The sequence below is a fragment of the Paenibacillus sp. Y5S-9 genome (assembly GCF_036894235.1).
Taxonomy (GTDB): domain Bacteria; phylum Bacillota; class Bacilli; order Paenibacillales; family Paenibacillaceae; genus Paenibacillus.
In genome coordinates, this window is sequence record NZ_CP145887.1 from 4040757 (window position 1) to 4066164 (window position 25408).

Here is a 25408-nt window from a genome sequence, read left to right on the forward strand (position 1 = left end):
CATCTTAGCACAAATTACCGTTCCACTTATATATCGGTGTGAAACGGTAATCTGGCCAACATCCACTATATTATTGCTTGTTTTCTTTGTAGGCTTTGTACGTATCATTTGCCAGCTTCAGATAATTAGATAATCCTTGACTCTCCAGCTCTTTGGCAAATGTATCGAATTCGGACAAGTTCCGCTCACCCAAGATAAATTTAAGTGTATTTTGATCAGAGTAGTCTTTCAATGGTGTACTCAGAAGCGTCACCCGTTCACGGTCCTCAGAAGAGTATGGAATTGGTGGTTCTGCCGGGATCACTTCCTTGGTATCCTTCATGTCTTGTTGGAATTTCAACTCTTCTTCACTAAACATCGATTGCAACAGATCTGTAGTACCACCGTAGGCAAATACTCCACCAGAGAAACCAAAGTCAATACGCAGATCCTTCGTGCCTTTAGGATTCAAGCCATTGTAGTTCACATCTTCTACCAATTTACGTTTTCCGCCCTCTTTGGTAAATGTTTCGCCTTCAACGCCCCATTTGGCAAACTCTTGACCCTCATCACTGTAGTATAACCAATCCACAAATTGCATAATAGCTTTGAAGTTTTCGTTTTTTTGAATTTTCCCGGATATCATAACACCGTTTTCAAGTCTGGAGCCGGACATTAATTGCCCTTTTGGTCCACCAGGTACTGTAATCTTTGCAACTGAGTATTTATCTTCTCCCAGCGTTTTGTCCATATCATTTCGGTGCAGCACCACCGTTTGGGAATTACCATTAATCATGAATGATTTGCCGGATACAAATTTCTGTACAGCCTGATCATCATCCTGTGTAAAGCTCTCCTTATCGAGCAGCCCTTCGGATACCAATTTGTTAAAATACGTTAGCATCTCTTTGTATTCTGGTGTTGTAGCCGTGTACACAAATTCATCCTGATCTTCCTTATACGTCAATCCGTTACCAAAACCCCATCCAGCCTTGGTACCAAAGCCAGTAGCAGCGATGTTCAACGTACTATTAAATTGGAATCGGTCCGAAAACGGAATGGAATCCGGGTAAATCTCTTTTAGTTTTTTGGCTGCATCATACAATTCGTCCCATGTGGTTGGAATCGCGATGTTATTTTCTTCAAAAACATCCGTTCTTACGAGTAGTGTGTAATCTGGCCATACTTCTTCATGCAGACCCGGGAGTACATAGTACTTCCCATCTTCCTGTCGAAGTCCTTCAAGTTCATCTTCTAGACCCCATTTTTCCACTTTATCCTTGAAGTTTGGCATCAAATCAATATAATCGCTAATTGGCAAGATCGCACCGGAGGACACAAATGCAGCCTCTTCACCAGGGTACGTTTTAGGAATAACCAGAGGTGCATCACCGGAGCTAATCAACAGAGATCTCTTCTGAGGGTAATCACTCATCGGTACAATCGTTGGCTCAAGCGTAACACCCGTCAGTTCGGTAATTTTATTAAAAAGTAACCAGTCTTTTTTATATGGATAACTAGGTTGATCACTATAGAGTATGGAGAGATTAAATGGCTCGGTCGCCTTGAATGTATCCCCTACATTGTACGTCTCCATCGCTGCCTTGGTTTGAACTTCTGTGACGTCACCTCCAGCTCCGGTACCGCTGCTACATGCTGCCAGAACAACGGTCATCATTGATGCCAACACCATTTTACCAACAAACTTACGTGGCTTTTGATTCATTTAGGTTATCCCCCTGAATTTGGTTTAGGTTGACCTTGCCATAGAACTGCTACGTATTACTGTTTAACAGACCCTAACATGATACCGGTTACAAAGTATCTTTGGACAAATGGATAGATGGTGAGTATCGGCAAGATGGTTAATACCATCGTTACTGACTTAATATTGGCAGCAATCTGTGTCAGGTTATCAGCTGAGGTTGCACCGGCAGACGCCCCGCTTGTCGCTCCGGCAATCATATTGCGCAAATAAATGGTGACCGGGAACAGTTCTTTTTTGTCCAAATACAGAAAGGCTGGGAACCAGGAATTCCAATGACCTACTGCGTAGAACAGCACCATGGTTGCCATAACTGCTTTACTAAGCGGCAATATAATGCGTAACAAGATCCCGTATGTGTTCAAACCGTCAATGGAGGCAGCTTCCTCCAGTTCTTCAGGCATATTTTCAAAAAATGACTTCATGATCAGCATGTTGTATATGCTAATTGCGCCAGGAACAACAAGTGCCCACATGGTGTTGTTGAACCCAAGAGAATTAATCAACACATAGTTTGGAATCAATCCACCACTGAAGAACATGGTGAATACGGCAAACATCGTCAGAAACTTGCGACCCATCAACCTCTTTTTGGATAGGGCATATGCAAAAATGGTCGTCATGAACATGGAGATTAACGTACCTACTACAGTGTAGATAATCGTATTTTTATAATTCGTCCAGAACATGCTGTCACGTGAGATGGTTTTGTATGTCTCCACATTGAATCCTCTTGGGAACAGACTAACCTTGCCCGAATTAATATAGGACTCACTACTGAAGGATTGTGCCACGACATTTAAAAATGGATAGAGCGTTATAAATACCACGAACAGCAGAAAGATGACGTTGAATACTTTAAATACCTTATAAGATCTGGATTCCTGCATGATGCTCCTCCTTTACCATAAGCTTCTTTGTGTCAGTCTGCGTGAGATGGCATTTACGGAGAACACCAGAATCAGACCGATCAGCGATTCGAACAAGCCAATTGCGGTAGCATAACTGAAGTTACTGGATTCCAGTCCGACCCGATACAGGTAAGTGGAGATCACATCAGATGTCTCGTAGATCAGCGGATTGTACAAGAGTAAGATTTTTTCAAATCCAACAGCCAGGAAATTACCCATGTTCAAAATCAATAACGTCACAATCGTGGGCAAGATCCCTGGTATCGTTACATGAATCGTTTGCTTCCATCGATTGGCACCATCGATACGCGCAGCTTCATACAAAGAATCATCAATGGTTGTCAGTGCAGCCAGATACAGAATCGCTCCCCAACCCATACCCTGCCATACCTCAGAAGTGATATAGATTGTTCTGAACCACTCAGCCCGCTGCATAAAAGGAATATTGTCTCCGGTGAAGAAAGCCACCAGTCCATTAATGGAACCATTCACTGCTGTCAGCTGCAGGATCATACCCGCAACGATAACGATGGACAGAAAATGAGGCAGATAAGACGCGGTCTGTACAAACTTTTTGAATCGTTTACTCTTCACTTCGTTAAGCATCAAGGCAAAAATGATTGGAACCGGGAATGTAAAGAGCAACGCAAGTCCGCCTAACATCAGCGTATTACCAAATACTCTCCAGAAGGTAGGGTCCTCAATGAACATTTTGAAGTATCTTAATCCAACCCACGTTTCTCCAAATATACTTCCCCCTGGAACAAAACGTCTGAACGCAATCACATTACCAATCATCGGCCCATATTTAAAAATAAGGAGATAGATGATGGGAAGGATTAATAGTGAATACAACTGCCAGTCTTTGCGAAACAAGGTTGCTGCCGTTCGTAATCTGCTTTCTTTACGTAAAGATGTCATGGTTAACGTTGTTTTAGCGGTTTCCGACTCCATGTGTTTTCACTCCGATCCAGGACTTGATAAGTAAGAGTAATTCATGTACAACTCCCATCGTTTCTCCTCTTGTAGAAGACAACCAATCCTTCAACTTCACCCCCACTACGAAATAGACAATTGCCAAATGTAAGCGATATCAATTTGATGTATTATGTAGACTCACACAATCCAAGGTGCTTCACATCATTAATTAGCACTTACTAAGTGGTGTGATCTCCAAATCAAAAGAAGCTTTTTCAAAATATTAAGCGCTTACAATCAATATAAAATAATTAGCAATAACTCCCTGCTTCCATTTTAATGAAGTAAGTCAAAAAGAAATTGCTTTAGGACAATCTAAATACTAGTCATACTAGTATGTTAGTTATATTCTAATCCAGCATCCCCCTAATTTCAATAACTTTTAGTAAAAAAAAATGGAGATCTCTTTTAACAAGGTAATTTAGTCAACAAGCTCAAATAAAAAAACATTGGTAACTTCAAGAACGACATTATCGTTCATTGAAGCTTCCAATGTTTCAGGGTGCTGAGGAAAGATGTTATAGCTGATCTGCTTAGAAATTAGCAATAAGCTGATTTAATTCCGATAAATGCGTTATTTCATGGTCTGGCGCATACGTTTCATTGTTGGTCTTATGCTCACGGTTAATCCATACGGATTGGATGCCAGATGATAAAGCACCACGAATATCAGTCGTTAACTTGTCTCCAACCATCATGCTCTCTTCGGGTTTAACACCCAGTTTATTCAAAGCATGTTCAAATATCGACGGATCTGGTTTTCCTTTTCCGAAGTTACCCGAGATAATAATCTCATCAAAGAAAGGAGTCAATTCAGGTACACCATCCAACTTCTCTTGTTGCAAAGCAGGACAACCGTTCGTTAACAACAACAGTTTGTACTTTCCTTGTAACTGGCGCAAGGTATCCATCGTTTCTTCGTATACATGTGGTCTGGATCTCCGTTCTACTCCAAACTGTGCGGCCAGTTGTTCAGCAAGATCTTCCCGATCTATACCCAACTTCAACAAGCCACGACGCCAGGATTCTTTACGGTAAACTGGAGCAAGCTGTTCCAACTGACGGAACTCAGGTTGATCCCCACCAGTAAAGTTAGCCCAAAGGCCTTCAAACGGATTGATTCCAATCATTTTGGTAAAAGGAAAGGTTTCATATGATTCATACAGTCCACGTGCCTCATTACGAACAGCTTCTTCAAGTTCTTCTGGTTTAACCCCAGTCTCTTTCGCTGCGATTAGACAAGTCTCATGAAAAGCTTCTCGAACACTACGCTCATCCCATAATAAAGTATCATCTAGGTCGAACAAAATCGCTTTTAACGCCATTCCGATCATCTACCCCTTTATGCAATAATTACTTTTCGACGGTTTCCACGGTGATTTGGTGTGCTTTTGCAAACTTCAGCAAACGTTCTGCAATCGCATCTGTATCGTAACGGTTCAATAACTTGGTAAACACCCATCTTTTTCCGCGACTGTTATGTTCGATAACAACTGTACCTGGTTCAATTCTGAATTTGACAATATCGTCAACCCCGATTGAACGTTCACGATTACCCTTCGTCGTTATAATCCGATTACTGCTAATCTTGATGTATGGACGGCGAAGCATGAAGATGACTGCCAAAAATACGTAAAGCAGCATCGTCACCCAGTCCCAGGTTGTCATCGGAGCTTGCACAAGGAACGTGCTCATAAACAGATACAAAAAGGCGAGACCGATCAAAAATATAGGGAACAACAGGCTGCGTCCCTTAAAGACTTCTTCACCTGGTGTACCTGTGATTGGTTGACCACTTTTTTTGCGTTGCTGATTTAACTGCTTGGAATTTTTCTTAACCGTTCTCTCGAACGAACGCGACATGAGAATCCCCCTTATGTGTCTTTGTATCGGCTTACATAATTGCAAACCAACATTTCCCCCTATAAATTGCACACTCAAAATAACAGGAAGAAACCTAAATATCATAATGATATCATTAGGTTTCGTTAGTGTTTGAGTTTGCCTTGGTGGCCTTTGTCATTCTCATCATCAACAATCTCAATGGTATCCAGTTGTTGTCTGAAATTGCTGCGAATATTACTCAAATAAATCTCTCTTAGCTCGGCACGTTCAGCAAGTTCTTCCTCCGACAATCCAGTGGACTTTTGCTTACGAGCCAATTCGTTAATGCGTGCTACCAGACTATCTATATCCAAGCTTGTCCCCTCCAAAAATACAAAGTCATATTAACTTTGCCATGATAAAGGCAGCTTGTCAAGCTGACACGCGTTAACACTCATTGATGTGCATTTTATTCTGCAAATTGCGGTAGAGCTAGTACTTGTCCCACTTGGATGGAAGTTGTATGAAGTTGATTCACTTTCTTAATTGCTTCTATATAAATACGTGTATCCATATTCGTCGGTTTATGTTCCAAAGAAATACTCCATAATGTTTCCCCTTGTGAAACGGCTATCTTTCCTCCAGGTAGAACATCATTCTCATTGCCAGCAAATACAGTTAAAACAGTGCTGCATCCAATAAATATAATCAAAGAAGTAATGGCTACCTTTAACATCCATGAAGAAATCTTGAAACGTGCTAAAACCTTCTTGTAGTTCCCTATGTTAGACTTCACCAGTTCCGAATTCATTGGTTCATAAATGCTTTGATAAGTAGAATATCTCATTAAATACCCGCCTCCAAACGTTTGTTCCTATCTGTTGAAATCAATATAACACGAACACTTGTTTTGTTCAATAGATTTTTAGAACAATTGTTCGCTTCTTTTTTGAAGGAGAAATATCTTAATGAAGTTCTTTTGCAAAGCATTTGCAAAGTATTTGCAGTATTATGCTCTGCCTTTTGGACAAATTCGGTTCTAAAAGTTAAAAAATACTGATTTAATGCCATTTTATTTAGAACTTATGTTTGTACGAACGGAGGTTCTATGTTATAATTTTCCCAAACGTTACTAAAATGGGGTTGATACGGTATGTCGAAGATATCCAGCAGGCAGCAGGCTATTCTGGAGTTTATACGAAATGAAGTCCGGTTGAAGGGGTATCCTCCTTCCGTACGGGAAATTGGTGAAGCTGTTGGACTGGCTTCCAGCTCAACAGTACATGGACATTTGGATCGTTTGGAGAAAAAAGGTTTGATCCGACGCGACCCTACCAAGCCAAGAGCCATTGAGCTTTTGAGCCAGGAAGAATCTGAGCATTCTCATCAATTTGCTCATAGCGTTGCACGTATTCCTGTCGTTGGTAAGGTTACAGCCGGGGTTCCAATCACTGCAACCGAGAACATTGAAGACTATTTCCCTCTTCCGACACATTATGTAGGCGAACAGAAAGTGTTTATGCTTTCGGTAGTCGGAGATAGTATGGTGGAAGCTGGAATCGTTAACGGAGATTACGTTATTGTCCGTCAACAGCAAACTGCTGATAACGGTGATATCGTTGTTGCAATGACTGAAGACGATGAAGCTACAGTGAAAACGTTCTATAAAGAGAAAGATCACATTCGCCTTCAACCGGAGAATGCGACCTTCGAACCTTTACGTTTGAAACACGTTAGTATTCTGGGTAAAGTCATTGGCCTTTTCCGAGATATTCATTAATATTTAACATGAGCAACAAAACTAGATGTAATGAAATACGAAAGAGGTTGTCCTGATCAACAGGACAACCTCTTTTTTTTCATGTTTATGTTATTTTAACGGCTAATTATTCACTGCGTTTCAGAACACTCTTGTGGTGCGAGAACACATCAAAGCTCTGTTGCCCGTGATATGAGCCCATACCGCTCTCTCCTACACCACCAAACGGGAGATAATGTGATGTCATATGAGAAAGTGTGTCATTAATACATCCCCCACCGAAGGATACTTGATTCAGAACCTGTTCCTGCAGTTGCTCATCCTGTGTGAAGAGATATAACGCCAATGGTTTTGGCCGGCGAACAATCTCATCCAGCATAGGGTTCAAGTCACTGTACGTAAATACAGGAAGAATCGGACCGAAGATCTCTTCTTGCATTACAGCTGATTCCCAGTTCACATCTCCAAGTACAGTCGGCTCAATCAGCAACTGCTCACGTACAGATCGTCCACCTATCAGCGTTTTGCCATCTGTGAGGAATTTCGATAACCGATCAAAGTTACGAGCATTGACAATATGCGGGAAATCAGTGTTCTGTAACACATCATCTCCAAATTTATCTTTGATCTCTGCACCAATCAGATTGATCAATTCATCATGAACTTGTTCATGTACAAGCAAATAATCCGGAGCAACGCAAGTTTGGCCTGCATTCAGGAACTTACCACGAACAATACGCTGAGCCACCAGCTTCAGATCTGCATCGCTATGGACAATAGCAGGACTTTTACCGCCCAACTCAAGAGTTACAGGAGTCAAGTGCTCCGCAGCTGCCTTCATAACAATGCGACCAACACCTGTGCTTCCTGTGAAGAAAATATAATCAAACTTCTCTTTCAACAATGCTGTGCTGGCCTCGACTTCCCCTTCCATAACGGCGATATACTCCTGAGGGAAGATCTCCTGAATCAGATCATACGTTAGACGAGATACGGCTGGTGTTAATTCAGAAGGCTTGATAACTGCACAGTTACCGGCTGCAATTGCTCCAATCAGTGGACCGAAGGCCAATTGGAAAGGATAGTTCCAAGGTGCAATAATAAGCGCCACTCCGTATGGTTCAGGGTAAATGGTGCTCACCCCATCCGGCATAGCCGGATTGGTTGGGACTTGTTTAGGTGAAGCCCATTCCTGCAGGTGTTCTAATGCAAAATCCAGTTCACCCAAAACAATACGAATCTCTGAACCGTAAGCTTCCGCCTCTGATTTGTTCAAATCTGCCCGAAGTGCATCTTGAATCCGTTGCTGATACTTTTCAATTCCTTTTCTAAGCTGTTTAAGCGCATTAGTCCGATACTCGATATTTTTAGTTTGTCCTGTATAAAAAAATGTACGTTGTTCTGTCACTAATTGTTTTGCTTGATCCATATTAACATCTCCAATTAATTATTTAAAATTAAATTGCTCAAAATTTAATTAAAGTATACCTCTTCTATATGAAACTTTCAACATACAAATGAAACATCCATTTGTATATATTGGACGATGGTTGGAATTTTGAAAGAATGAATGATAGTACTTGCTACTATGTCGTGGCTATTAGAATTTCTAAGGAAGTTTGATTTAAATCTTTTGTTTCAGACAGTTTAATGCACTGTAAGAAAGAATTTTATTTTCAGTTTCTTTTTCATAGGTTACTAAATAAATGACAATCGTTTTGCGCTAAAACAAACATGAAGTGATACAATTCATCAGATGGGAGAGGTTTAGTTATCATACAAAAATACTCCCCTTTCATTAATGAAAAGAGAGTTTTACGGTTTGCCATTATCTAAATCGAACGAACATGTTTTTTTATACAAATGTAAATCTTGCTTACAGATAAAAACAGAAGTGTTATCTGAGCTGATGAGGAATACTCTAAGGGATTTTTAGGATATATTTGTAATGAATTTACTTTTAAGATAATCTTGTCCTTAAACGTCTACACTATAACAGCGAGCAGATTTTAATCCAACAACTACTCCTGCGAGCGGCCTTGAAAGAAAGGGTTAAATAATATCAAATCAACTGTACTACTTCTATTATAAGAGTCATCTAGTATCTCACTGATCCGCTGCATTTCATGATCGTCCAAATCTTTTTAGATTGGATATATTCTTAATTAGTTGGAAGAATTTTTGGAAGATACGTTAGTAGACCTGTAGGGTGTGAAATACAAATCACAACGTAATATATGTCATAATTTACATTTAATTATATGGTATTTTTAGAAAGTATAGTTCTTTTAATCCAAACATACTTTAACTAATCAAATATCCAGTAATTAAGGAGCCATGTATAGCTCCTATTTTTGTGTCCTGGATTCGTACTGCTTTCGGAAGTATCTACCGCCCGTAATCTTAATGGATAACACGATATATCCTTCTACTGGGGCGCCATAATCAATGAGTTCCTCAGGATCCACTTGAATTCCTGCAGATGGATACGCGTACCTGAGTTAAGGCTGCTGTGAGGAAGTCTATATTTGCGGATAATGTCTGATAGTATAATTGATCAATCACCTAAATCTATTATTTTACAATTGGATTTTTTAAAAGAACTTATTTTAATCAATTCAATAAACAGGGCATTCCAAAATAATAATTAAAAACCCAACATTTTACAATATTATTATTTACAAACAACAATTACATATGGTATATTTATCCATGGTTGGCCAACCTATTTATGCGAGAGCTCTTCGATACTTTTAATTTCAAATAATAACTTAAAACAGAATCTTACTCTATTGGTTCTAGTATATTTGGGAGGTTTGAAAATGAAAAGATTAAGAAAATTCTCTATTTCTGTTATGGCAACTGCTTGTTTATTGGCATTCGGTTCAAGTTCTGCATTCGCTAAAACCGGTTGGGCTGATTCCTTTGAGACAGCAGAAGTGATGTACTCAAGTGTTAGCCAGTCTTCCGGATTTAGCGCAACACAGTATTTAGATAGCATGAGCGACAACGATTTTTATGTGGTCGACAATACAAACGGTTCATCCGAAATCACATATTCTGTTATAGCCACTCCACCAGCTAACTTCGACATTGTTATGGGTGTTATTAAAATGAATGCAAGTGGTGCGATCCTATCCATTCAAATGGATAACTGGAATGGACGGGGATACCCTGAGGCAATTAGTTGGAATGCTAAACCTGGTGAGAAGGTTTACTTCAGAATCATGGATAACGGCATTAACAACTACAACGAACCTTATACAATTCAATTCACAAAAACTAGCTAAGTAATATTATAGTAGATGTTCAAATGGGTCCCCAGCTAATTTTGCAGGAGGGCCTTTTTTTATTTGCAGTACTTTGAAGGTATGGTTCATAAACTACCCGTGGCTCCATGCCAATGTTTTTTCTGTGAGCATCATTAATTTCATCAATTTCCATATTAACACTAATTTTTTCTATAAATATTATTACATAATCTGATAACTATTAAAACTGGGAAAGAACCCTATCAATTTGATAATAGAGTCCTGTTTTTTCTTCTTTGTACTAACTTTACCAATCTCCTCCTTCGAAGCTTTCACAAGTGATTAGCTATCGTCCACTGAAAAACAAAGAAGAATTATTCGGTGACACCAAGACAGATAAATCACAAAGAAAAATAAAAATTACTACAAATCTAGTAAATGACATCAAATTTCATAGAGAGTGGCAGGAACATAACAAGGGGATATTTGGGGATAGATACCACCATGACCTTGATCTGGTTCTATGTAGGGAAGATGGGAACTTCATGCCTAAATCATCATTGTTCAATGCCTTCTCCCGCATCTTACAACGTTGTGATCTCCTATCCCTCCCCATTCACTCTCTCCGACATACCTGCGCTGTTCTTTTAATTGAGTCCGGAGCAGATATGAAATTCGTTCAAGAACAATTAGGTCACGGAAGCATGCAGATCACATCAGATGTATATGCCCACATCTCTGGCAAGATCCAGAAAAGCAATATAGATAGATTTGAGAAATTCACTGAAGAAATTTTCGAATAGAAAAATATTTTGTGGGCATTTTGTGGGCACTTTGATTTTTCTTTAAATATATAGGTACTTGCCCACAAAAAGAAAAACCCCTCAGCGCTAGAGCGCCAAGGGATTGAGCTATTAGTACAAAGTAATATATTGATCGCGTTCCCATTGGTGGACTTGTGTGCGGTACATATCCCACTCAATTTCTTTCAGCTCATAGAAGTGAGCCAAGGCGTGGTCGCCGAGAGCATCACAGATGACTTCGCTGCGGATCAATTCATTCAATGCTTCTTTCAGGTCAGCTGGCAAGCTTGGAATGCCTTCTTCCACACGCTCTTCTTCTGACATGATGTAGATGTTACGGTCAATTGGAGCTGGTAAGGAAAGCTCACGTTTGATTCCGTCCAGACCTGCTTTCAACAGAACAGCCAAAGCCAGGTAAGGGTTAGCAGCCGGATCCGGGTTACGAACTTCAACACGTGTACTCAGACCACGGGAAGCTGGAATACGAATCATTGGGCTACGGTTACTAGCAGACCATGCTACATAACAAGGTGCTTCATAACCTGGTACAAGACGTTTGTATGAGTTCACAGTTGGGTTAGTAATTGCTGCAAACGCACGCGCGTGCTTCAGAGTTCCAGCCATGAAGTGACGAGCAGTTTTGCTCAGACCCAACTCGTCCGACTCATCAACAAATGCGTTCTCATTGCCTTTGAACAAGGATTGGTTACAGTGCATACCGGATCCGTTCATACCAAACAGCGGTTTCGGCATGAATGTAGCATGTAAACCATGCTGACGTGCAATCGTTTTAACAACAAGTTTGAACGTTTGGATCTGGTCAGCTGCTTTCAGAGCATCAGCATATTTAAAGTCGATCTCATGCTGACCTGGAGCTACCTCATGGTGGGAAGCTTCGATCTCAAAGCCCATTTCTTCAAGTGTGATAACGATGTCACGACGACAGTTTTCACCAAGATCCGTAGGCGCAAGGTCGAAATAACCACCTTGGTCATTCAGTTCGTTAGTTGGGTTCCCTTTTTCGTCTGTTTTGAACAAGAAGAACTCCGGTTCAGGACCAACGTTGAATGAAGTGAATCCCATATCTTGGGCTTCCTTCAGGTTACGTTTCAAGATGCCACGTGGATCTCCTGGGAACGGATTACCATCCGGAAGATATACGTCGCAAATCAGGCGTGCAACACGGTTCTCTGCTACCCATGGGAAAATAAGCCAAGAATCTAGATCTGGATAGAGGTACATGTCGGACTCTTCAATACGTACATAACCTTCAATGGAAGATCCATCGAACATCATTTTGTTATCCAGAGCCTTAGTCAACTGACTCACAGGAATCTCAACGTTTTTGATAGCTCCAAGCAAATCAGTAAATTGCAATCGAATGAATCGTACGTTTTCTTCTTTCGAAATGCGGAGAATGTCTTCTTTTGTATAACTCACTATAACCTCTCCCTTTCTTATCTGCGTATTTGGCTTGCCTGTTATATTTGTACATTAGAAAGTTCCACGGGTCAAGGAGTCTCACACCAAAAGTGCATGTTTTCCCCTCACTCGCCAAGTTATGCGAATTTACTTTTTATTAAAGAATCGGGAAAGCTCTCCCTGAATGAGAGATACTTGTCCTGGTCTCTTACCTGATACAAGCTGCTGCTTCAGCAAGCGGTGCAACTGCGTATCGGACAGCTCTCTGCGTTTAACTTCAGTATCTGGTGTGATAACTGTAGCTTCCTCGGATTCTTTTGAAACAGGATTCATCACTTGTTTGATGCCCGCGATGTTAACTCCTTTTTCAATCAAAGCCTTGATCTCTAGCAATCTCTCTACGTCATTAAAAGAGAATAACCGTTGATTACCTGACGTTCTCGCAGGAACGATCAAGCTGTGCTGCTCATAGTAACGAATCTGACGTGCAGACAGATCCGTAAGTTTCATTACAATACCAATCGGGAATAAGGCCATATTTCTGCGAATTTCATCACCCATGTTCATCAACCTTCCAGTCATCTATTCTTCACCCTATTGTACATTTAGTTATTACCAAGTGTCAATGACGTGTTAGATAAACTCACAATAATTTACGATCTTTCATAGTCTGTAACGCCATCAAAACGCCATATTTGACATGAGAGTACGTTAATCCGCCTTGCATATACCCGATATACGGCTCCCGAATAGGCGCGTCGGCTGATAATTCCAGACTTCCACCCTGAATGAACGTACCTGCCGCCATAATGACAGGGTGCTCATAACCAGGCATATCCCAAGGTTCAGGAACCACATGACTATCCACAGCTGCTGCACGCTGAATCCCCTGCACGAAGGCGATCAGATGCTCAGCAGAGCTAAACTGAACAGCCTGGATCAGATCTGTGCGAGCTTCATTCCAGGCGGGTTTGGTTACAAATCCGGATTCAGCAAACATCGCAGCAGCAAACGTACTTCCTTTGATAGCTTGTCCTACAATTGTCGGTGCCATGTAAAGTCCTTGGTAGATGCCACGTGTTGTTCCCAGCATGGCTCCCACCTCTCCCCCAATTCCAGGGGCTGTCAGACGATAAGCTGCCAGCTGTACGTACTGTTCCTTCCCACATATGTATCCACCGGTTTCCGCAATGCCTCCACCAGGATTCTTGATCAGTGATCCGGCCATCAGATCAACTCCGACTTCTGTCGGTTCACGTTCCTCCGTGAATTCACCGTAACAATTATCCACAAATACGATGATATCTTCCTTCATTGCTTTAACACGTGTAACCATCTCAGCGATCTCAGCAACACAGAAGGATGAGCGCCAGTCATAACCACGTGAACGTTGAATCCCGATGACTTTTGTAGCCGGTGTAATGCTTTTCTCAACTGCTTCCCAGTCCACTCCACCTTCAGCAGTTAAGGCCGTCTCCCGATAGCCGATGCCAAAATCGCGTAATGATCCTGTACCATCACCGGGTTTGCCAATGACTTTATGCAATGTGTCATAAGGCTTACCCGTGATGTACAATAATTCGTCACCTGGACGCAAAACGCCAAAGAGAGCTGTACTAATCGTATGAGTACCTGAAGCAAAATGAGGACGCACCAACGCGGCTTCCGCGCCGAAAACATCAGCATATACTTCATCAAGCACTTCACGCCCACGATCGTTATAGGCATAACCTGTTGAACCTGCAAAGTGAAAATCACTTACTTTTCGCTGTTGAAAAGCATTAATCACCTTCCATTGATTGTGATCTGTGATCCGATCAATCTGTTGCAGTTGTCCTTCAATCTGAAGCTCCACTTGACGTTGAAGTTCAGATATTTCTGAATCAAAGCTTACCATCTTACTTCATTCCCCTTCATAGCACGAATCTGACGTTGAATATCTATTATCGTGTCAACTTATCACACCAATATGTCATGAATATTACAATTCAATGAATTCTTCAAGCATATAACCAAATTTCTCATATTCACCTTTTTGCAATTCAACTTCATAAATTACATCATTCTCTTCAAAGCTGGTATCCACTACATCACCAATTTTGTAGAGTACCGACGTAAGATCACCACGTTCTGCCGGAATACGGAAGCGTTTCGTGTCACCTGTCAGCTCTGTCTGAATTAGTTCACGGATTTTAAGCAGATCCTCAGAGTCTAATGCGCTTACCTTAATATGACCTTTATCCAATGGAAGCATCTCAAGCTGCTCTGGTGTACACGCATCTTTTTTGTTATACAGGACTAACTGCGGCTTGTCCCCTGAACCAAGTTCTTGCAGAATCGTATTAACCGTCCGCATCTGATCTTCACGCATAGCTGATGAGGCATCCACTACATGCAGGATCAGATCCGCTTCATTCACTTCCTCCAGCGTTGCACGGAATGCCGCAATTAGATCATGCGGTAGATTTTGAATAAATCCAACCGTGTCGGTAAGTACGATTTCTTTTCCACTTGGAAGTTCCATCGTACGTGATGTTGGATCCAGAGTAGCAAATAGCTGATCTTGAATATACACATCTGCAGCCGTCAACTGTTTGAGCAAGGTTGATTTTCCAGCATTGGTATAACCAACGAGGGCCACCTGAACAATACCTGTCTTTTTGCGGCGTTCACGATGCAACTTGCGATGACGAGTCAATTCTTCCAGATGACGCTTCAGATCATCGATACGACCACGGATGTGACGGCGGTCTGTCTCCAACTTGCTTTCACCTGGGCCTCTTGTTCCGATTCCGCCCCCCAGTCTGGACAGGTTCTTGCCATGACCCGACAAACGTGGCAGCAAGTAGCTATGTTGAGCCAATTCCACTTGAATAATACCTTCTCTGGTGTTGGCACGTTGTGCAAAGATGTCCAAAATCAATTGGGTACGGTCAATAATTTTGAGATCGAGTGTTTCTTCCAGGTTACGAACCTGTGCACCTGACAATTCCTGATCAAAAATAGCTGTAGTTGCTCCGAGTTCCTCTGCAATCGCACGAAGCTCTTCCACCTTACCTTTACCAATGAACCATTTGGTATCACGTTTTTCCCTGTTTTGAGAAAGTACACTTAGCACTTCCACTCCAGCTGTCTCGGCAAGTTTCACCAGTTCCTCTAAAGAGTACTCAGGGTTGATACCTGTACGTTTTACATCATCCGTAACAAGACTCACCAAGACGGCGCGATCTTTTTTGACCATATCTGTATCATGCGTGCCATTTGTCATGTATATGTTCACTCCCTCTAATTACTATTCCGTTGATATACATTGCCACGAATATGCCATGGCATGCCTTAAGCCGAACCGGTTGGCCCGGCCGGCTAGTGTAAAAACTATATTATCGCTTACTTTCGCTCAAAGTTCAAATCCTCTGTCCGGATTGTCATCAGCTCCAGTTTCCCTGGACTGCCTTCTGAGTATTGTTCCAACAAACGAACCGCCTGATGCCTGATCGAACGCTCAATGGCATTACGAACGTATCTGGCGTTACTAAACGCATGCAGCGAATCATTTTTTTCCTGAAGCAAATGCTGCTTTAGCTTGAGTATAGTCTGAGGCATTAGAATATAATCACGCTCTTTGGCCATAATCTCAGAGATTTGAATCAACTGATCAATGCTATAGTCTGGAAACTCTACTTGAATGGGGAAGCGGGAAGGTAATCCGGGATTCGTCTGGAGAAAAAAATCAATCTCTTCCGAGTACCCGGCAAGAATCAGTATAAACTGATTTTTGTTATCTTCCATAGACTTAACAAGCGTATCGATTGCTTCCTTGCCAAAATCCTTCTCTCCCCCGCGGGCCAAACTGTATGCTTCATCAATGAACAATATCCCACCGAGAGCCTTCTTGACCAGATCTCTTGTTTTCTGCGCCGTGTGACCGATATATTCTCCAACCAGATCCGCACGCTCTACTTCAATAAGATGCCCTTTACTCAACACACCCATCTTCTGAAAGAGTTTGGCAACGATCCTCGCCACGGTGGTCTTACCGGTCCCCGGATTGCCTTTGAAGATCATATGATACACGTGCGCACCACTAAGTAAGCCTGCTTCGGTACGCATCTGAGCAATCTGTAGGAAAGCATAGATCTCAAATACCAGGTCTTTGATATTTTCAAGTCCAACCAGTTGCTCCAACTCACCCTGTATCTCCTGGAAGTGCGCATGTTTGGTTATACTCTTGGCTGCCTGTACTGCCGCTGCTTCATCTTTGACCAACATCTGAGGTTCCTGGTTACGCAACACAATATTAATTTGTCTGGATGGTCTGCCTCCTGGTTGCTCTCCTGCAGCCATGACCCGTCCGTTCATTCGCCATCACCTCTATTTTATCGGGCTGAACTCTCCTGATTATTAATGTATTCTATCAGGTGCTCCAATATTAGAAGGATCATGAAGAATTCTACGGATAGGTACATGTATCAAATCTGAATGTTTTTTCGAAACTCTCCGTTCTCAAACAAACTCTTCCTATGCTTCAGCGATAACTGAAAGTACGGAAATACATGTGCATCAATGGCATGCAGCAGTTCCTTAGCCGTCTTGTTCGCCAGGTCATAATCACCCGTTGTAATATGTTTCCGTGACAGCGCATCTTCAAGCTCATCTTCATCCAGCAAAAATACTTCTCCATCTTTCAGTACAACGACATCCAGATACAGGTCATCAAACCAAGGAACACCCTGATCGGTTATCCCCTGACTACGACATGTATCAATGTACCACTCTACAATCCGTTCCTGATCGTCAAACATCGCCGTTACAACAAAGTGCTCTCCCTTCGGATAGTATTGCAGCCAGGAATAACCTTTATCTGCGATACAGAAGGTACTGCCTCCATAAGTTTTCCACAGAGGTTCTTTCAAATCCTGTATGGTGTACAACGTAATATAACCTGTGAAAATTTTGGATTGAACGAACCGGCATGTGAATTGTCGGTTCGTAATCCGGCGCCAGTTCGCGCGGTCCCCGAATTTCCGTTTCATACGAACCCCTCTTTGCCGACTACAGGTCCGTGACCTGCTCTGATGTTATTGGTGAACAATGTAATAACGTCCGCCTGATGGATTCCAGCGCTCTGGGCCCGCCCTTGCACAACGTATTACGAATAGTTACAGCTTACCATATTTAAGGTTTACACTCAAAATCAAGCTTTGTCCCACCTATTTATCAAATCAGCTTCATTTGTGAGAACAAAAAAACTGCTTCACCGAAATTCCGGGAAGCAGTTTTTTAATGTAGCTATTTATTGATTCATTGGCTTAGCCGCCGGTTCCAGCTTGAGAATCTGCTGGTGCATCTGTTCCTCCAGTATCCCCACTCGTTCCGCTGTCTGGAGTTACAACCTCACCCGGCGTTGTTACGGCCCCATCATCGGAGCCTTCACCGGTACCGCCTGGCTCTGTTGTCCCCTGGCCAGGTGGGGTCGTGTTTCCTCCCCCAGGTTGACCGTTTCCTTGGCCGGGTCCACCGTTATTGCCACCGTTGCCATTGTTTCCGTTATTACCATTACCGTTGTTGCCATTTTCATTTCCATTACCGTTATTACCGTTTGAGTTGCCATTATCCGGTGAACCATTGTCCGGATTCTCCGTACCTGGCTGCTCAGGATCTATCTCTGTTCCAGGGTCTATACCAGGATCAGGTTCCTCCGGCGGCATTTCCTGTGCTTCAATCATCAAGGAAATAGTGTTGGAAGGATCCGTCTCAAGTCCTGATGCCACATCGTAAGCTGTCACATAGTACTCATATGTTAGACCAGGCAACGCACTTAAATCTTGTGCATTGGTCGCTCCTATTGCATCAATGAGATGCGTGAACTGGGCTTCGGAGGTTTCTTTACGATACACCCGATATTGCGTGCTCGCGTCCCCCGTTCCAGTCCAACTCAGTGAGACGGTTTGAGCATTTGGATCGTATGATCCACTCAGCCCACTAACGGACAGAGCTGGCTTTTCTGGTTCTTCTACTGGAGGAGGTGCCTGCCCTCCAGCTGGTGTTTTGAATTGCTTCACTGGAACACCTTTTAAAGCATCTCCCATGACTTTGGCAAAGAAAGCTGCCGACAGCTTACTGCTGTTCTTAAGCATGTGATTGGCATCCGGATTGTCATAGCCCATCCAGACTGCAGCAGTCCATTCCGGTGTGTATCCAACAAACCATACATCACGGTTGGCACTGTTGCCAGAGATACCACTTTGAACAGTTCCTGTTTTACCCGCTACCGGACGATCCAGACGCGCTGAACGTCCCGTACCGTCATTAACAACGTTCTGCAGCATCTGTGTAAGCTGATACGCATTTTGCTCGCTCATGACACGTGTTGTGTCCGAGTTATCGTGTTTGTACGTAGTTTTGCCCGCGCTATCCTTTATTTCTTTAATTGAATAAGCTTGTCGGTATTCTCCGAGGTTGGCAAATGCACTATAGGCTTGCGCCATTTCCAGTGTATTTGTACCTTTACTTAGACCACCGAGGGCAATCGCCAAGTTTTTGTCTTGATCTGTCAGCTGTATACCTACACTCTTGGCAAAATTAATGCCTGTGTTAACACCTATTTTATCAAGTAGCCAAACCGCAGGAATATTTTCCGATTTCGTAATGGCTTCCGTCATACTGATCGTTGAAGAATATCCATGCAAGTTACCAGGACAATAGTTACCAAAACATTGCTTTGCATTACTCAGCGACGAGTTGGCACTGTAATTTCCTGATTCAAGCGCCGGTGCATAAGACACAATCGGTTTAAAAGCTGAACCTGGTTGTCTTCGACTCTGCGTTACACGGCTATAACCTTTAGTCTGATAATCCCGTCCACCCAGGAGGGCAACGAGGCTACCATTCTCATGGTTCATAATAACCATGGAGCCTTGAACCTGTTGATCATCTTTACTTGCCTCGAACAGACTATCATCTGTGAACGCAGTTTCCATGGCTGTTTGAGCCTGAGCATCCATAGTTGTATAGATTTTGTATCCGCCGATATTCAGATCATCTTCCGTTTTACCTGTTACTCGTTCAGCTTCGCGGAGCACATAATCAATAAAGGCTTGATATTTCTGGTCTTTTTCTGGTCGCTTGTAGTTATAATCTACCGCTTTAGCTTTATCCATCTCTTCCTTCGTAATGTAGCCTTGATCATACATTAGCTGGAGAACAACGCCCCGTCGTGCCTTGGAATCGTTCGGATTGCTTACAGGATTGTAGGCAGAAGGCCCCTTGGGCATCGCTGCTAGTGTGGCAATTTCCCACAATTCAAGTTTATTCAGATCTTTTTCTCCAAAATAAAATTCAGATGCCGCTTTAATCCCGTAACGCTGATGGCCGAAGAAAATCCGGTTCAGATACATCGTCAGGATTTCGTCTTTTGTGTACTTGCGCTCCAATGCCATGGCAATCGATACTTCCGTTGCTTTACGGAAGAACGTCTTGTCACGGGACAAGAACATGTTCTTGGCAAGCTGTTGGGTTAGTGTACTACCACCTTCCACCATGGAACGAGCCATGACATCCTTAACCGCTGCACGCCCAATGGACCAGATATCCACACCTTGGTGATCGTAGAAACGTTTATCCTCCGTCGCAACAAAGGCTTGCTTCACAAGCTCCGGAATATCATCTTCTTTGACGGGCTCCAGCTTCTGAATGGATAGCTCCCCCATTAATTGGCCATTGCGATCATATACTTTTGAAGTTTCATTAATTGTAGTTTTGTCCTTGTTGGCTTTGAGCAGATTTTCACCACTCACCATAATAAATAAATATCCGCCTAGTGCACAGAATATGGCGATTGCCATTGTGAAAAACAGTGTCCATCCAACGCGTTTACCCGTAATTTTTTTCTTTTTAGAGGTCTTTGGCTTCGCTTTTTTGGGTGACTTGTTATTGTTGTTGCGATTGTTAGACCTCGACAACGGATCGTTTGGCATGTTACCTCCTGACTCCCTTTCGGTTGCATAATTTCTAATCGTCTGTAGGCCTAGGCATATATTAAACATATTTTGCCCGGAATGAAAAGAACAACCCTTTATTCAGGTTGCTCTGTTTCAATACCTATACTTGTAGACGAAATGGTTGGTGAAAAGGTTTCGTAATTTTTTTAAGCTTCGCCGCTGTTATCTTGCTGCATCAGCGATACGCTGCGTTGCGGCGTGAACGTGGAGATGGCATGCTTGTAGACCATTTGCTGGCGTCCGTCGCTGTCGATGACGATCGTAAAATTGTCAAATGCCTTGATCGTCCCGCGGATTTGGAAGCCGTTGGTCAAATAGACCGTAGCAGGAATATTTTCTTTCCGCAGTTGGTTCAAGAACGTATCTTGGATGTTGATGGACTTGTTCATTAGCCGTACCCCCATTGGTTCATTTGAATTCGTGTTCAAGTAATATTCAATATCGCTGAGTAGCTTTCGTGCTATTATATCATGAACAGTTTCATATAATCCACAAAAACCCCTTGTCTGCTATTTTACCCCCATTCTTGGCGAGGTGAACAAATAGAAGACTTATCCATTATACACCGCTTGTCTGTTTTGCAAAAGAGGGACGAAATCTTCATTTTAAAGCACACTTATTCGTTGTTTAGTGAACGCTTAATCTCTACCATCTGTTCTAGTGATAAGTAAAAACCTCTATCCTTTTGTTGACTAAAAGGTAGAGGTTTACATATCTTGATCTAATCGATGCCTGTCAGAAGAATACTAATAATCGCTCAAATCAATCAAATTTTCGTGTAATCAATTCACTTATCTGCTTGTATTTCCCTTCAAAATCCTGGGTATCCGTCATGTCCACCCATTCAATATCCTTCATATGGCGGAACCAGGAAAGCTGCCGTTTGGCAAACCGACGTGTATCCCTCTTCAACCACTCAACGGCAGCTTCCCAACTCACTTCCCCTTGCAGGAACGCTGCAATCTCCTTATACCCCAGCCCTTGCATGGAAATATGACCTCTGGCCACTCCGCGTTCCAACAGAGACTTCACTTCATCCACCAGACCTTGTTCGATCATCAGATCAATCCGCTCTTCTACCCGGGCGTACAACTTCTGCCGATCCATTGTCAAACCAACAATAAGAAGGTCATAAGGCGACTCTTTCTTCTGCACTGCCAGCTGATCAGACCACTTCTCGCCTGTGAGATGATGGATCTCAAGCGCACGTACAATTCGCCGCTGGTCATTCGGATGCAGACGATCCGCACTAACGGGATCAACTTCCCTCAATCGATCATGAAGGGCCTGTGCTCCATATTGCTCCGCATAGCTGAATTGTTCCTCTCTGAACGCTTCATCTGAACCGCTATCCGAAAATTGGAAGCCGTAACAAACGGATTCCACATACAGACCGGTGCCACCTACAATAAAAGGCATTTTTCCGCGTTCATGAATTTCACTTATCAATCGGGTGCAACTTTCCTGAAACTCGGCCACAGAATACGGGTACTCCGGTTCATGAATATCAATCAGATGATGAGGTACACCCTTCATTTCTTCAGTGGTAATCTTGGCTGTTCCGATATCCATTTCACGATATACCTGCATCGAATCTCCTGAGATAATCTCACAATTGAAAGCTTGGGCAAGCTCGATGCTCATTCTTGTTTTACCTACTGCTGTTGGCCCAACCAGCACAAGCAGTTTAGGTTTTGGTTTAACTTCCACTTTCAACATTAATCACTCCGTACAGGGTTTTTGCATTCGCCCGATCAAGTATTTCAAATCCGAGCCTGTCAAACTCCGCGCTGCCGCGCTTTTCTTTCATCACTACCCGTTTACGGGCAACCCGTTTCGCTTCCACAATACTCTGTTCATCCAGTGCGTGAGCATTTGCATAATCTCGCAAGGGCTGTATAGCACTTGAATCCATCATTGGTTCACGGAACATGGGGTCAAAATATACAGTGTCACAGCTTCGATCCGGCATGGAACTCAGTAACTCAAGATGATCCACATGCCGCAGATCTATGCGCCGAAAAGCCTCATCCACCATTGGCTGATTGCTCTTATAATGAGACATGCCTTCCAGCAGCAAGGTATAGAGCGGTTGAGAACTTTCACAGGCGATAACTTGTCCATTCTTCCCAGCCGCTACCGAAAATACCAGCGCATCTGAACCGAGTCCAGCGGTACAATCAACTATCGTGTCCCCCTCAATTACCGCACCAGCTTCTAGCATGGGATCAGCTTCACCTCTTAAAACACGTTTAGCGCGAACAAATCCCATACTGGGGTGAAACTCAAGCTCCGTCGCATCTTTGCGAAACAAACGCGCTCTGCCATTGAGCACAACCAGTATTTCGTTGATACCATAATGTTCAATCAGTCTGGGCAAAGACGTTCTATTGCGCGGTACGTAGGTACCTCCTGTCGTTTCGGCGAGCTTACGCGCACGCTCCACCTGAGAGGCAATCTCCTTGTCACCGGTTGTAATGTACATAATGTCCCCCTAAATAGCTACATCACTCGTTTAAATAATTTTTCCAGATCATACGTTGAAAATGAAACCACAATCGGCCGCCCATGTGGACAAGTGTAGGGCTGACGACATGAACCCAGACGCTGAATCAGCACTTCTGCTTCCTGATCCGTCAGTTTCTGGTTGGCTTTGATGGACGCCTTGCAGGAGCACATAATGGATGCAGCTTCTCGCATCTTGGCCACGTCTATGCTCCGTTCACTAAGAACCCATTCGGACATTTCTTCGATAATGTCTTTCTCGTCCCCTTTAGGGAACCAGAACGGATGGGAGCGCACACGGAACGTCTGTCCACCAAAATGCTCCAAATATACACCTGCCTGCTCGAACCAGGCCAGTCTTGTTTTCAGTTTTTCGGTCTCTGAAGGTGTGAACTCCAGCGTAATCGGCAGCAATAACTCTTGTGAGGCCTAGGCAGGATTACCAAATTTCTCGTAATAGTACTCATAATTCACGCGTTCATGAGCGGCATGCTGATCAATCAAATATAAACCTTGGTCATTTTGCGCGATCAAATACGTACCATGATGCTGTCCGATCAGACTCAGCTCCGGAAATGCGGGCATGGATGCATCCGATTTCATAGCAGCAGCAAGTTTAGTGGCATCAGGCAGATTTGAAGTTTTCCACGTTCGTTCACTTCGCATAACCGAAGACGGATTATACGATGAACGCGCTTCTTTAATCGGTGAAGTTACGGAATCGGAACGATAGGTAGCCGGTTTTCCTTCAGCCAGTGGTTTCTCTGTTGCTACACGCTCTTGAGAAAAAAGGGCCGCCGTTGGAGAAGTTTCGGAAGAACTTGTGCTTACATCCTTGGTACCTTCCTGCACATTAGCGGATGTCTGCCCCCCGTCAAGACTAGTCCCCTTCTGCAAACTATCCCCGTTCCAACTTTCTAACTGCTCAGGGGAGTGTGTAACCTCAGGTGGAGCTTCGGGCAACGGTACGGTCTGCCCCTGTTCAGATACTGGCTGTGCTGCAGACACATCCGCCGGAGCATCCAAATCCAGATCATCATCTTCTGCAATCAACTTCAACAATGCACTGGCAGGTTTCCCGAGTGGGCCTTGTTGTCCATAGCCTTCTGCATCAGTTGGATCTTTCAGCGGACCACGTGGAAAGAGAAATTGTTCCTGAATAAAGGAGCTATCATCTCCACGTCGGATCTGCTGTTTTTTGACCTGTGGAATCAATACCTCCTGCCGGAGTATCCCCCGTAGCGTCGTCTCTATAAATTCATATAGTTCTGGTTCCTTGCTGAAGCGAACCTCCAACTTGGCCGGATGCACGTTCACATCCACGAGAGAGGGGTGCATCTCCAACTGCACCACGACAAGTGGGAACCGATTAATGGGCAGCAAGGTATGGTAGGCTTTGAGAATCGCCTGATTGAGACCGTAATTGCGAACAAATCGCCCATTAACAATCGTTGACATACCATTACGATTCGCTCGTGTCCATTCTGGCAGGCTGATCAGCCCACTCACCCGGTAATCCAGACTTTCTCCCTGAATGGGGAGCATCGCCTTCGCTGCACTTGTACCATAGATCGCTGCAACCACTTGCAGCAGATCGCCATTTCCCAACGTTTGAAGCAACACATTCTCATTATGTCGCAGTCTGAACGAAATATTAGGGTGAGACATCGCCATCCGGTAAAGAACATCTGATATATGTCCCAGTTCCGTCTGGATCGTTTTCATATATTTGAGTCTGGCTGGTGTATTGTAAAATAGTTCTCTCACTGCAAAATCTGTACCTTGGGGTGAGGTTGCATCTTCATGAGAGACAAGATTCCCGCCTTCAATCACGATGCGGCGCCCCCGCCCATCATTGTCACTTGCCGACAATACCTCTACCTTGGATACTGCGGCAATACTCGCCAAGGCTTCTCCACGGAATCCAAGACTTGTGATCTGGAACAGATCTCGGCCATGGGCTATTTTGCTGGTCGCATGACGATAAAAGGCAGTTTCCATATCCTCTGGCTCGATACCTGAACCATTGTCTTTGACACGAATACTGAGGAGTCCGCCCTCTTCCACTGTTACTTCAATCTTGGTGGCGCCTGCATCCACCGAGTTTTCGAGCAACTCTTTGACAACCGAAGCAGGCCGTTCGACCACTTCACCCGCCGCAATCTGGTTGGCAATATGTTCATCAAGCACATGTATTTTCGCCACAGGTTT

At 43.2% G+C, this 25408-nt stretch carries 21 protein-coding genes and 1 pseudogene; 3 read left to right on the forward strand and 19 right to left on the reverse strand.

Annotation, left to right across the window (positions count from 1 at the left end):
- Nucleotides 1–70: 70 nt before the first annotated feature.
- From V6669_RS17785 to V6669_RS17815, 7 genes are all read right to left on the reverse strand, one after another.
- Complete coding sequence (locus V6669_RS17785) at nucleotides 71–1705, reverse strand: extracellular solute-binding protein (RefSeq protein ID WP_338587279.1); 1635 nt, start codon at nucleotides 1703–1705, stop codon at nucleotides 71–73.
- A 56-nt stretch (nucleotides 1706–1761) separates the two neighbouring features.
- Nucleotides 1762–2634: a carbohydrate ABC transporter permease gene (locus tag V6669_RS17790; RefSeq protein WP_036613592.1), complete on the reverse strand. Its 873-nt coding sequence runs from the start codon at nucleotides 2632–2634 to the stop codon at nucleotides 1762–1764.
- A gap of 12 nt (nucleotides 2635–2646) precedes the next feature.
- On the reverse strand, nucleotides 2647–3609 hold the full coding sequence (locus V6669_RS17795; RefSeq protein WP_091029317.1) for an ABC transporter permease subunit: 963 nt from the start codon (nucleotides 3607–3609) through the stop codon (nucleotides 2647–2649).
- Between the two features lie 557 nt (nucleotides 3610–4166).
- The gene (locus V6669_RS17800) at nucleotides 4167–4958 is read right to left on the reverse strand and encodes an HAD family hydrolase (RefSeq protein ID WP_091029314.1); all 792 of its coding nucleotides are present in this window, start codon (nucleotides 4956–4958) and stop codon (nucleotides 4167–4169) included.
- A 28-nt stretch (nucleotides 4959–4986) separates the two neighbouring features.
- Nucleotides 4987–5496 carry a hypothetical protein gene (locus V6669_RS17805; RefSeq protein ID WP_017688037.1) on the reverse strand — a complete coding sequence of 170 codons (510 nt, stop codon included), beginning with the start codon at nucleotides 5494–5496 and terminating at the stop codon, nucleotides 4987–4989.
- 125 nt (nucleotides 5497–5621) lie between these two features.
- Nucleotides 5622–5831: a DUF896 domain-containing protein gene (locus V6669_RS17810; RefSeq protein ID WP_017688036.1), complete on the reverse strand. Its 210-nt coding sequence runs from the start codon at nucleotides 5829–5831 to the stop codon at nucleotides 5622–5624.
- 95 nt (nucleotides 5832–5926) lie between these two features.
- A complete protein-coding gene (locus V6669_RS17815; protein WP_091020706.1) occupies nucleotides 5927–6304 on the reverse strand; it encodes a LysM peptidoglycan-binding domain-containing protein in 378 nt (125 codons plus the stop codon).
- A 306-nt stretch (nucleotides 6305–6610) separates the two neighbouring features.
- Here V6669_RS17815 and lexA point away from each other — a divergent pair, with 306 nt between their 5' ends.
- On the forward strand, nucleotides 6611–7237 hold the full coding sequence (gene lexA, locus V6669_RS17820; RefSeq protein ID WP_017688034.1) for a transcriptional repressor LexA: 627 nt from the start codon (nucleotides 6611–6613) through the stop codon (nucleotides 7235–7237).
- Nucleotides 7238–7343: 106 nt separating this feature from the next.
- Here the strand turns inward: lexA and V6669_RS17825 are convergent, their stop codons facing one another.
- Complete coding sequence (locus V6669_RS17825) at nucleotides 7344–8645, reverse strand: aldehyde dehydrogenase (protein ID WP_338587284.1); 1302 nt, start codon at nucleotides 8643–8645, stop codon at nucleotides 7344–7346.
- 1393 nt (nucleotides 8646–10038) lie between these two features.
- Here V6669_RS17825 and V6669_RS17830 point away from each other — a divergent pair.
- Both V6669_RS17830 and V6669_RS17835 read left to right on the forward strand, forming a co-directional pair.
- Nucleotides 10039–10506: a hypothetical protein gene (locus V6669_RS17830; protein WP_249912397.1), complete on the forward strand. Its 468-nt coding sequence runs from the start codon at nucleotides 10039–10041 to the stop codon at nucleotides 10504–10506.
- A 299-nt stretch (nucleotides 10507–10805) separates the two neighbouring features.
- Nucleotides 10806–11270: a tyrosine-type recombinase/integrase gene (locus V6669_RS17835; RefSeq protein ID WP_338587288.1), complete on the forward strand. Its 465-nt coding sequence runs from the start codon at nucleotides 10806–10808 to the stop codon at nucleotides 11268–11270.
- Nucleotides 11271–11381: 111 nt separating this feature from the next.
- On the opposite strand, the gene glnA is transcribed toward V6669_RS17835, so the two are convergent.
- The 11 genes and pseudogenes from glnA to mutL all read right to left on the reverse strand — a co-directional run bounded on the left by glnA (nucleotide 11382) and on the right by mutL (nucleotide 25402).
- A complete protein-coding gene (gene glnA, locus V6669_RS17840) occupies nucleotides 11382–12710 on the reverse strand; it encodes a type I glutamate--ammonia ligase (protein WP_091029299.1) in 1329 nt (442 codons plus the stop codon).
- Between the two features lie 129 nt (nucleotides 12711–12839).
- On the reverse strand, nucleotides 12840–13253 hold the full coding sequence (locus tag V6669_RS17845; RefSeq protein WP_056689944.1) for a MerR family transcriptional regulator: 414 nt from the start codon (nucleotides 13251–13253) through the stop codon (nucleotides 12840–12842).
- A gap of 82 nt (nucleotides 13254–13335) precedes the next feature.
- Nucleotides 13336–14589: a methionine gamma-lyase family protein gene (locus V6669_RS17850; RefSeq protein ID WP_338587289.1), complete on the reverse strand. Its 1254-nt coding sequence runs from the start codon at nucleotides 14587–14589 to the stop codon at nucleotides 13336–13338.
- Between the two features lie 84 nt (nucleotides 14590–14673).
- Nucleotides 14674–15960, reverse strand: coding sequence for a GTPase HflX (hflX, locus tag V6669_RS17855; protein WP_076331536.1), 1287 nt, complete (start codon nucleotides 15958–15960; stop codon nucleotides 14674–14676).
- A gap of 119 nt (nucleotides 15961–16079) precedes the next feature.
- Nucleotides 16080–17051 (reverse strand): AAA family ATPase, encoded by a 972-nt coding sequence (locus V6669_RS17860; RefSeq protein ID WP_062834999.1) that lies wholly within the window; start codon nucleotides 17049–17051, stop codon nucleotides 16080–16082.
- A gap of 110 nt (nucleotides 17052–17161) precedes the next feature.
- Nucleotides 17162–17725, reverse strand: a complete 564-nt coding sequence (locus tag V6669_RS17865; RefSeq protein WP_091029289.1) for a DUF402 domain-containing protein — start codon at nucleotides 17723–17725, stop codon at nucleotides 17162–17164.
- A gap of 276 nt (nucleotides 17726–18001) precedes the next feature.
- Entirely contained in the window at nucleotides 18002–20668 is a 2667-nt protein-coding gene (locus tag V6669_RS17870; protein WP_338587290.1) for a PBP1A family penicillin-binding protein, read from the reverse strand.
- 170 nt (nucleotides 20669–20838) lie between these two features.
- Nucleotides 20839–21081, reverse strand: a complete 243-nt coding sequence (hfq, locus tag V6669_RS17875) for an RNA chaperone Hfq (protein ID WP_017687918.1) — start codon at nucleotides 21079–21081, stop codon at nucleotides 20839–20841.
- 373 nt (nucleotides 21082–21454) lie between these two features.
- The gene (gene miaA, locus V6669_RS17880) at nucleotides 21455–22411 is read right to left on the reverse strand and encodes a tRNA (adenosine(37)-N6)-dimethylallyltransferase MiaA (RefSeq protein ID WP_338587296.1); all 957 of its coding nucleotides are present in this window, start codon (nucleotides 22409–22411) and stop codon (nucleotides 21455–21457) included.
- Entirely contained in the window at nucleotides 22392–23177 is a 786-nt protein-coding gene (locus tag V6669_RS17885) for a class I SAM-dependent methyltransferase (protein WP_338587298.1), read from the reverse strand. The genes miaA and V6669_RS17885 overlap by 20 nt, the downstream gene beginning before the upstream one ends.
- Nucleotides 23178–23194: 17 nt before the next feature.
- A pseudogene (mutL, locus tag V6669_RS17890) lies at nucleotides 23195–25402 on the reverse strand (DNA mismatch repair endonuclease MutL).
- Nucleotides 25403–25408 lie beyond the last annotated feature (6 nt).

Coding starts and splice junctions, on each gene's coding strand:
- V6669_RS17785 (WP_338587279.1), bottom strand. CDS start 1,705: ATGAATCAAAAGCCACGTAAGTTTGTTGGTAAAATGGTGTTGGCATCA.
- V6669_RS17790 (WP_036613592.1), bottom strand. CDS start 2,634: ATGCAGGAATCCAGATCTTATAAGGTATTTAAAGTATTCAACGTCATC.
- V6669_RS17795 (WP_091029317.1), bottom strand. CDS start 3,609: ATGGAGTCGGAAACCGCTAAAACAACGTTAACCATGACATCTTTACGT.
- V6669_RS17800 (WP_091029314.1), bottom strand. CDS start 4,958: ATGGCGTTAAAAGCGATTTTGTTCGACCTAGATGATACTTTATTATGG.
- V6669_RS17805 (WP_017688037.1), bottom strand. CDS start 5,496: ATGTCGCGTTCGTTCGAGAGAACGGTTAAGAAAAATTCCAAGCAGTTA.
- V6669_RS17815 (WP_091020706.1), bottom strand. CDS start 6,304: ATGAGATATTCTACTTATCAAAGCATTTATGAACCAATGAATTCGGAA.
- lexA (WP_017688034.1), top strand. CDS start 6,611: ATGTCGAAGATATCCAGCAGGCAGCAGGCTATTCTGGAGTTTATACGA.
- V6669_RS17825 (WP_338587284.1), bottom strand. CDS start 8,645: ATGGATCAAGCAAAACAATTAGTGACAGAACAACGTACATTTTTTTAT.
- V6669_RS17830 (WP_249912397.1), top strand. CDS start 10,039: ATGAAAAGATTAAGAAAATTCTCTATTTCTGTTATGGCAACTGCTTGT.
- V6669_RS17845 (WP_056689944.1), bottom strand. CDS start 13,253: ATGGGTGATGAAATTCGCAGAAATATGGCCTTATTCCCGATTGGTATT.
- V6669_RS17850 (WP_338587289.1), bottom strand. CDS start 14,589: ATGGTAAGCTTTGATTCAGAAATATCTGAACTTCAACGTCAAGTGGAG.
- hflX (WP_076331536.1), bottom strand. CDS start 15,960: ATGACAAATGGCACGCATGATACAGATATGGTCAAAAAAGATCGCGCC.
- V6669_RS17860 (WP_062834999.1), bottom strand. CDS start 17,051: ATGAACGGACGGGTCATGGCTGCAGGAGAGCAACCAGGAGGCAGACCA.
- V6669_RS17865 (WP_091029289.1), bottom strand. CDS start 17,725: ATGAAACGGAAATTCGGGGACCGCGCGAACTGGCGCCGGATTACGAAC.
- V6669_RS17870 (WP_338587290.1), bottom strand. CDS start 20,668: ATGCCAAACGATCCGTTGTCGAGGTCTAACAATCGCAACAACAATAAC.
- hfq (WP_017687918.1), bottom strand. CDS start 21,081: ATGAACAAGTCCATCAACATCCAAGATACGTTCTTGAACCAACTGCGG.
- miaA (WP_338587296.1), bottom strand. CDS start 22,411: ATGTTGAAAGTGGAAGTTAAACCAAAACCTAAACTGCTTGTGCTGGTT.
- V6669_RS17885 (WP_338587298.1), bottom strand. CDS start 23,177: ATGTACATTACAACCGGTGACAAGGAGATTGCCTCTCAGGTGGAGCGT.